The following is a 2314-nucleotide window of genomic DNA, read 5'->3' on the forward strand; positions in this document are numbered from 1 at the left end:
TTATTGCAGTATGTTATTAGCTTCCGGCTTCCAGCCTCAGGCTTTCAGCCCAATATATGTTTTGACTCCGCCCGGCAGGCACTATAAGTTTAGTTTTTAATAAGATTTATGCAAAAAGAAAATTAGAAATGAAGGCTTTACATAAGGAAATGTTTTTTTATAGTTAATAGTAATAAGGATTGCCTTGCCGGGCTTGTCAAAACCCATCAGTATTTTAAATCAGAGAATATGAAAAAAATATGGCAGAAGGATGACCTTGCCACCAATATATTAGTCAATAACTTTACAGTCGGTAAAGACCTTGACTTTGACGAACGTTTAGCGAAATATGACGTGAAAGGTTCTATGGCCCATTGCAAAATGCTGGCAGAAACCGGAATTATTACAAAGGAAGAATCAGAACAGATGTTATCTGTCTTGAACAGTATTTTAAATAAAATTGAAGAAGGTAGTTTTGAAATTGATAAAGATGCTGAGGATATCCATTCTCAGGTAGAAGCCATTCTCATTGAAGAATTAGGCGATACAGGAAAGAAAATCCATACAGCAAGATCACGAAATGATCAGGTTTTACTGGATATAAAATTGTACTTATTGGATGAAATCCGTGAAATTACAGCGCTTACAGACGAGTTTTTTCAGATTTTAATTCAACTGGCAGATCAGCATAAAAACGTTCTGCTTCCGGGATATACCCATTTGCAGATTGCGATGCCTTCATCATTTGGATTGTGGTTTGGAGCTTATGCCGAAGCGCTTTTGGATGATGTGGAAATGCTGTTTTCCGTAAAGAATATCATTAATAAAAATCCATTAGGATCGGCGGCTGGTTATGGTTCATCTTTTCCAATCAATCGTGAAAGTACCACTTATAATCTAGGCTTCCAGTCGATGAATTATAATTCGGTATATGCTCAGATGACCCGTGGAAAGTCGGAAAAAATGCTGTCAATGGCAATGGCTACTTTAGCAGGAACGCTTGGAAAATTTGCTTATGATGTTTGCCTGTATTTAAGTCAGAATTTTGACTTTATTAGCTTTCCAAAGGAATTTACCACAGGGAGCAGCATTATGCCTCATAAAAAGAATCCGGATATCTTTGAGTTGGTTCGTGCACGATGCAACAGAATCCAGTCACTTCCCAACGAATTGATTCTTTTGACAAGTAATCTGCCTTCCGGTTATCACAGAGATGTACAGTTGACGAAAGAGATACTTTTCCCGGCAATAGATTCTTTAAAGGAATGTCTGGAAATCTTAAGCTATACTTTACCCAATATTCAGGTAAAAGACGGAATTCTGGAAGATGAAAAGTATAAATATCTTTTCAGTGTAGAAAAGATCAATGAAGAAGTGAAAAACGGAAGTTCATTCCGTGATGCTTATGTAAAAGTGGGGCAGGAAATTGAAAACAACGAGTTTGAATTTGAGCCTGGAAATCTTGAACATACCCACCAGGGAAGTATCGGAAATCTTTGCCTGGATAAAATAGAATATCAGTTCAATAAACTGAAAAATAAATTATTGGGTTAGAATCTAAGTCATTAAGGTCATCAAAACTTAGGCAATATCAGTAGAAGTTCTAAAAATAATTTTTTAGCCTGCTGTCTTTTCGTTGTGAACCTTAATCTTTAATAAATCTTAATTGCTTAAGTGATCTTGATGGCTGGATTGTAATTCCGCTCTTTGACTTTGATGATTGATCTTTAAAATGATTATGGTTGGAAATTGAGATTAAATCTGCTGCATAAAATTTTATCGGAGATAAAATCTTTGCGCCTTACAACATAAAGTTTATAAATTTCTTTTGCGTCTTTGCGTTTTTCTAATAAAATAAAAGATCAGAAAAAAGTCTGTTGGAAAACGCAAAGGCGCAAAATAATAATGATTCATCTTATTTCAAGACGCAAGAAAATCAAAGATTTTCAGCAATTGAAATAGGAATTAATAATGAGTTTAAAATAGAAGAATTATTCCAGATCAATTCTTAATGGCTTGATTGTAATTCCGCTCTTTGACTTTGATGATTGATAAATTGAACCATTAAGGAAAATAAAGACTTGAAGGGAAGTTAAGAAAATCTGTGATTTTTTTAGCCGTCAAGCTTTAAAATTCGATTTAAAATTCGCTTGCGAATTCCTTAATAATTCTTCACCACTTAAAAACTCTTAATGGTTTAAAAATAAAAGGACTTACTCCCAATTAGTTTTAAGGTATATTTTCAACTTTTGAAAGTATGCTGCATAAAATTTTATCGGAGATAAAATCTTTGCGCCTTACAACATAAAGTTTATAAATTTCTTTTGCGTCTTTG

At 34.0% G+C, this 2314-nt stretch carries 1 protein-coding gene; it reads left to right on the top strand.

Features of this window, described 5'->3' with window-relative positions:
* Positions 1-228 precede the first annotated feature (228 nt).
* Positions 229-1533: an argininosuccinate lyase gene (argH, locus tag NK356_RS23975; protein WP_253318241.1), complete on the top strand. Its 1305-nt coding sequence runs from the start codon at positions 229-231 to the stop codon at positions 1531-1533.
* Positions 1534-2314: the final 781 nt, after the last annotated feature.

Source organism: Chryseobacterium sp. S0630, assembly GCF_024158915.1.
In the GTDB taxonomy this organism is placed as follows: Bacteria; Bacteroidota; Bacteroidia; order Flavobacteriales; family Weeksellaceae; genus Chryseobacterium.

Bases quoted from the DNA above. Each gene is read 5' to 3' on its own strand.
- argH (WP_253318241.1), top strand. From the start codon at position 229: ATGAAAAAAATATGGCAGAAGGATGACCTTGCCACCAATATATTAGTC.